The following is a 5753-nucleotide window of genomic DNA, read 5'->3' as shown; positions in this document are numbered from 1 at the left end:
TTTTTTGGCTTTCGTCAAGTTCTTTCCACTCAGCACAAAGGCTGGTTTTTTTCCCTTGACTTTTTTCTCGTTGTTTGTGATATTGAGTATTAGCTTTCGCCTTGACTCTCTATCTTAATTTTTTTGACGAGGTTAATAGTGCTTTAAGCTTTCAAACTATTCTTTTTTCTAGGTTCAGCGCCTTGGGGGGCATCGCTTCAAGCTGCCCTTTTTTAGACGTTTATCAACTATAGCGTTCTTACTCTGGTGGTGTTAGTAGAGGGAACCGAATCTTTTTGTAGTAATTTCTCTACTTGCCTATTTCTACTAGCTGCAATAGGGGATTGAGTTCAAGCGGATAGAGCGGTCAATCTAATTTAGCAATGAAGACTGTGTGGAGGCGACATCGAGGAAAGGTTTGGAATCGCCGAATCTTCGGGCCGCTTCGTTGCAGGTGCAGCTTCGTTTAAGTTTTTTAAGAAGTTTGGTATTTGGCATGGATGTGGCTGATTCTGTTGTCAAAGTCCCTATCTGACTCCTTGCCTGAAGAAATTCTCGACTGGGGACGAGCAATTTGAGATTTTAGATTTTGGATTTTAGATTTTAGATTTTAGATTGACAGTCGCGCATCAAGAGCATCGAATGACGATCGCTTTCTTTCGATCGGCAGAAGCCCTCACCCTTGGATTTGTTGTTACAATTCTCGATCGTGTGGAGCGGGTGCATCTCCAAAACCGGGTGCGATTCGTTTAACCTAAAATAAGCTGGAAAGCTTATGGAACGGTTAGCCCAGTTGATAAAAACTGGTGATAACTGATTACATTTATGGGTGAACCGCTGTGCGGTAAGTCCCATCCCTCAAGTGCAGAGGTGAAAGCATACCCCCTAGTTTGTTGGGTAGCAACCAATAGACTAAAGCGGGGTTAAAAGGCAGAACTACTGGTAGCCAAAACTGGTAACTGTTGAGCGAGAGTCCAAGCGTAGCGAAAGCAAAGATGTGTCTGAACCATCGTAATGTATGAATGGTGTAACGGCTCGCGTCAATGGTGAACCCGTAGAAAAAATACGGTAAGAATCCCTGACCAACACCAAGCCAAAAGGTAAGGATAGGGCATAAGTGGATCCGGATCTAACTTATAGGCACCGCCCGTAATCCCGGTGGAGAGCATCACAGCTAAAGACTCAATCAATATGTAATCGGAACGAAGTAACTCTCTTAAATCTCTGAATAGGTCGATGTTCAGTAAGTAGCTAACGAATGGTTTAAGGGAGAGGGATTGTATCAAAAGCGAATGCCTCACTGTAATGGTGTGGATATGCTGACAGATACACGGTATTTCCAAAGGAATAGAACAAGTAGCAAAGCATATATCTAAAACGCTGAACAATCAGACGGTGGAGTGGAAAGACATCAACTGGCGAAAGCTAGAACGGGTGACTTTTAAGTTGCAAAAGCGAATATTCCAAGCGAGTGAACGTGGTGATGTTAAAGCCTGTCGCAAACTTCAGAAGACCCTGATTAGGTCTTGGTCTGCAAAATGTATTGCTGTGCGTAGGGTGACACAAGATAACAAAGGTAAAAATACGGCTGGTGTGGATGGCGTGAAATCGCTGACCCCAAAGCAACGTACTAACCTGGTTGGTAAGTTAAAGTTGGAAGGCAAGGCAAAACCCACTCGTAGGGTTAATATTCCCAAACCCGGAACAACCGAAACTAGACCATTAGGAATACCCACAATCAACGATCGTGCATTGCAAGCGCTATGTAAGATGGCGCTAGAACCAGAGTGGGAGGCAAAGTTTGAACCTAACTCTTATGGTTTTAGACCAGGACGTTCCTGTCACGATGCGATTGGAGCAATATTTAACAGCATTAAACAAAAAGCCAAATATGTGCTTGATGCTGATATTGCTAAATGCTTCGACCGTATAGACCATAAAGCATTACTCACAAAAATAGCCACATTTCCTGCTATGAAACAGCAAGTAAGAACTTGGCTCAAGGCAGGATACTGTGACCAAGGAAATCTCTTTCCTACTAATGAAGGTACACCACAAGGTGGGGTAATTTCTCCATTACTTGCGAATATTGCCCTACATGGTATGGAAGCAAGAGTTAAGCAATACGCGGAAACACTAAAAGGAAAAAAACGGGATAACCGCGTTGCTCTTAGTCTAATCCGGTATGCAGATGATTTTGTGATAATCCATGAGGATTTGAACGTAGTCTTAAAGTGTAAAGAGATAATTGCTGATTGGTTAAATGATATGGGATTGGAATTGAAACCAAGTAAAACAAGATTAACCCACACCCTTAACGAAATAGATGGAAATGTTGGGTTTGAGTTCTTAGGGTTCCACATACAACAGCACAAAACAGGAAACTACAGATGTGCCGTTAATCCACACGGAACCCCACTAGGTTTTACTACACTAATTACACCTTCAAAAGCCAAAGTCAAAAGTCATTTATCAAAAATTGCTGAAGTAATAGACACCCATAAGACTGCCCCCCAAGCTACTTTAATTAGTAGGCTAAATCCAATAATTAGGGGATGGTCAAACTATTACTCAACAGTTGTTAGCAAGAGAACATTTAGCAATGTTGATAAACTAACATACGATAAATTAAGAGCTTGGGCAAGAAGAAGGGGAAACGGGAAGATCAATAAGAACAAATACTGGAGAACAGTAGGCGACCGTAATTGGTGTTTCAGCACCGAGAATGGATTGGAATTAAAACAACATTCAGATACGCCAATCGTAAGGCATATCCAAATAAAGGCTGTTGCCAGTCCATTTGATGGAAACTGGACTTATTGGAGCAAGCGAAGAGGTGAATACCCAGAAACTCCTAACAGGGTTGCATCCTTAATCAAGCGTCAAAAGGGTATTTGTCCTCACTGTGGTTTGTACTTTACCAGTACAGACATTGTAGAAGTTGACCATATTAAACCAACCTCGTTAGGTGGAAAGGATACCTACGACAACCTACAACTTCTGCATAAACACTGCCACGACACAAAGACTGCAACAGATGGGTCAATACATTCTAAAGAAAGTGTCAAAACCCGATAGCGTGTCTTGAATCGTATCCATAACAAGGATGGAATTATCAAGGAGCGGAATGATGCGAAAGTATCACGTTCCGTTCTGAAGGAGAGGTAGGAGTGGTAACGCTCCTATCGACTCTAACCTCAAAGGAGAATTGACAGACAATGTGGCTAAAATACGGCGTTGCTCTCAGCGGTGAACTGACGAGCATTGATGAAGTTGTGCGCGGAAAAACGAATCTCGCTTGTCTCTACTGCGGAGGCGGATTGACAGCAAAAAAGGGGTCAGTGAAAGAACATCACTTCGCGCACACCGGGGAAACTTGCAAGCCAGTTTCGCAGCGGATTAAAACCAAAGCGTTTCCCGCGCTGCCCCTCTACGAGCATTTCAACATCGAACTTAAGGGTGAGGAATTGGAACAGTTGAAAGTGCTGTGGAAAGAGTACGGAGCCCAAAAGCGATCGATTCCCAAAGACTTGGTAAACTTTCGGTGGGAACTCAAAGGATTGCTAGAGTCAGAGGAATCTCGCTCTTATCAGTTTACCGACTTGGGTAAAATTCCCGTCGGCGCTCTTCCCCTGGCGTTGTTCAACCGAGTCCAGGAACCGCTGCTGTTGTCGGAGTTAATGAAGTTGGAAGGCTCTGTAGAAATTGCCAAAGCTGCGGGGTTATCCTGCTTGGATGAACGGCGGGCTGATTTGCTGATTTATCGAGCGCAGCTTCGTCGGATTCTGGTGAACTCGCTCTATTTCCTTGAGGTGTGCGATTCGTTGCCGTCGAATCAGTGGATAAAACCACGAAATAACAGGGCTCACAGCCATTAAAGGCTCGTGAAACTCTCAAGATGATAGAGGTGCAAGTCCTCTCTGCCAAGTACGGGCATGACTCCCAATCTACCCACAGTGACTCGACTCGGAATTCGAGAGGCTGAAGCTGGGAATAGGGCGCAATCAGAGGTTGACCGATACCACACTGGCGCTAGGGGCGTCCTCACGGTGAAAACAGAACCTAAAAAAGCAACCTAGGAAAGAGCAGGACGGAAAAGAATAACCCCCCTGACTTTATTGGAGCTAATACCCGCCAACTTCTACCTCAGAGATTAGCCGTACTAAGGGTATCCAATGGTTGAATTGGTTCCACCTAAAAGGACAAGACAATCACTTGAGGGAACGAATAAAAACGAATCTAAGGTCTTTGGAAAGGTCGAACCCAAGGTAGACGAGACGAGACGAGTAAACCCTTAGATTCGGGTAGGATTCAGCGTAATTGCTGAAAGGCAGTCAGAATACACGAACTGGAGTAGAGAATGATTAGGCACAGTCTTAGCGAAGCGTGAATTTTGGAGCAAATTACCCTGGAAGCAATTTCGTAGGAATTTATTCCGCCTACAAAAACGAGTGTACAAAGCTATTCGAGAAAATGACCTGCGTAAAGTTAAGTCATTACAGAAGCTAATTCTGAAGTCCCGTGCAGCAAGATTACTGGCAATCCGTCAAGTAACACAGCTAAATGCAGGCAAGAAAACACCAGGTATAGACGGCAAAGCGTCCTTGACCCATCAAGAACGCCTAGACTTGAGCCTCAATCTCAAGTCAAATGTTGACAAATGGAAGCACCAAAGGCTGAGAGAAATTCCCATACCCAAAAAGGATGGGTCAACCCGATTATTAAAAGTGCCAACAATGTACGATAGAGCGTGGCAATGCTTAGTCAAATACGCTATTGAACCTGCTTGCGCGTTGCACTATTCCATGAACGGAGCTATGGATTTAGACCAGGCAGGGCAGCACATGATGCTCAAAAATACCTGTTTCAAAACCTAAACTCTCAAGGTAAAGGAATAACCAAGCGAGTCATCGAATTAGACATCGAAAAGTGCTTTGACAGAATCAGCCACACTGCCATTATGGATAGACTCATTGCCCCAATGGGCATCAGAAACGGAATCTTCCGTTGTCTAAAAATAGGAGTAAACCCAGAATTTCCTGAACAAGGAACACCGCAAGGTGGAGTAGTCAGCCCACTTCTGGCAAATATAGCATTAAACGGGATAGAGTCCCTTCACCCATCCGTCAGATACGCTGACGATCTGGTGTTTTTTCTCAAACCAAAAGATGACGCACAAAATATCCTTGACAAAATTCGTCAGTTCCTTGCAGAAAGAGGGATGAATGTTAGTGAAAGAAAGACAAAAATAACCGCAGCGACAGATGGATTTGACTTTCTAGGATGGACTTTTAAAGTCCATAAAAACGGGAAGTTCAGGAGTTTTCCCGAGCGTGGAAAACTTCAAAAAGTTTCGACAGAAAGTGAAAAAAATCGTCAATAACTCGAATTATGGGGCAAAGGTAAAAGCCAAAAAGCTGGCTCCTATTGTCAGAGGTTGGAGAAACTACCACCAGTTTTGTAAGTTGGATGGCCCCAGATTTAATTTATGGTCACTCAACAATAAAACATGGAAGGTATTTAACAAAGAAAGTAAGCTAACCCGCTACCAAGTCAATCACCTGATAGACCTAGCATTCCCAAAAATTGGATGGCACGAAAATAAATTCGTGATGGTAAAAGGGGATAAATCACCTTTCGATGGAGATATCCTTTACTGGACAAAACGCAACAGTGCGTTATATGACGGTATAACCTCTAATAGCAGTTTCATAAAATAGTGCTACAGTTAATAGATGCACTATTTGTAAATGAACACTGAAATATAAGGAGGA

5 protein-coding genes and 1 pseudogene are annotated in these 5753 nt (G+C 43.3%); all 6 read left to right on the top strand.

Going from position 1 to position 5753, the window contains the following annotated elements:
• Positions 1 to 1374: 1374 nt before the first annotated feature.
• The 6 genes and pseudogenes from ltrA (at position 1375) to QUB25_RS29195 (ending at position 5699) form a co-directional block, all read left to right on the top strand.
• On the top strand, positions 1375 to 3057 hold the full coding sequence (ltrA, locus tag QUB25_RS29220) for a group II intron reverse transcriptase/maturase (RefSeq protein ID WP_333188921.1): 1683 nt from the start codon (positions 1375 to 1377) through the stop codon (positions 3055 to 3057).
• Between the two features lie 140 nt (positions 3058 to 3197).
• Positions 3198 to 3857, top strand: coding sequence for a hypothetical protein (locus QUB25_RS29215; RefSeq protein ID WP_333188919.1), 660 nt, complete (start codon positions 3198 to 3200; stop codon positions 3855 to 3857).
• 57 nt (positions 3858 to 3914) lie between these two features.
• The gene (locus tag QUB25_RS29210; RefSeq protein WP_333188918.1) at positions 3915 to 4058 is read left to right on the top strand and encodes a hypothetical protein; all 144 of its coding nucleotides are present in this window, start codon (positions 3915 to 3917) and stop codon (positions 4056 to 4058) included.
• A gap of 327 nt (positions 4059 to 4385) precedes the next feature.
• Positions 4386 to 4856 (top strand): annotated as a pseudogene (locus QUB25_RS29205) (reverse transcriptase N-terminal domain-containing protein); the annotation flags it as partial.
• Positions 4766 to 5362, top strand: a complete 597-nt coding sequence (locus QUB25_RS29200; protein ID WP_333188915.1) for a reverse transcriptase domain-containing protein — start codon at positions 4766 to 4768, stop codon at positions 5360 to 5362. The pseudogene QUB25_RS29205 and the gene QUB25_RS29200, both read left to right, overlap by 91 nt.
• A complete protein-coding gene (locus tag QUB25_RS29195) occupies positions 5313 to 5699 on the top strand; it encodes a group II intron maturase-specific domain-containing protein (RefSeq protein ID WP_333188913.1) in 387 nt (128 codons plus the stop codon). Before QUB25_RS29200 ends, QUB25_RS29195 begins: the two co-directional genes overlap by 50 nt.
• Positions 5700 to 5753: the final 54 nt, after the last annotated feature.

Source organism: Microcoleus sp. B3-D7, assembly GCF_036705305.1.
Classification (GTDB): domain Bacteria; phylum Cyanobacteriota; class Cyanobacteriia; order Cyanobacteriales; family Microcoleaceae; genus Microcoleus.
The sequence above is the reverse complement of the archived record's forward strand: the minus strand, read 5'-3'. Positions and strand labels throughout refer to the sequence as shown.

Bases quoted from the DNA above. Each gene is read 5' to 3' on its own strand.
- QUB25_RS29215 (WP_333188919.1), top strand. From the start codon at position 3,198: ATGTGGCTAAAATACGGCGTTGCTCTCAGCGGTGAACTGACGAGCATT.
- QUB25_RS29210 (WP_333188918.1), top strand. From the start codon at position 3,915: ATGACTCCCAATCTACCCACAGTGACTCGACTCGGAATTCGAGAGGCT.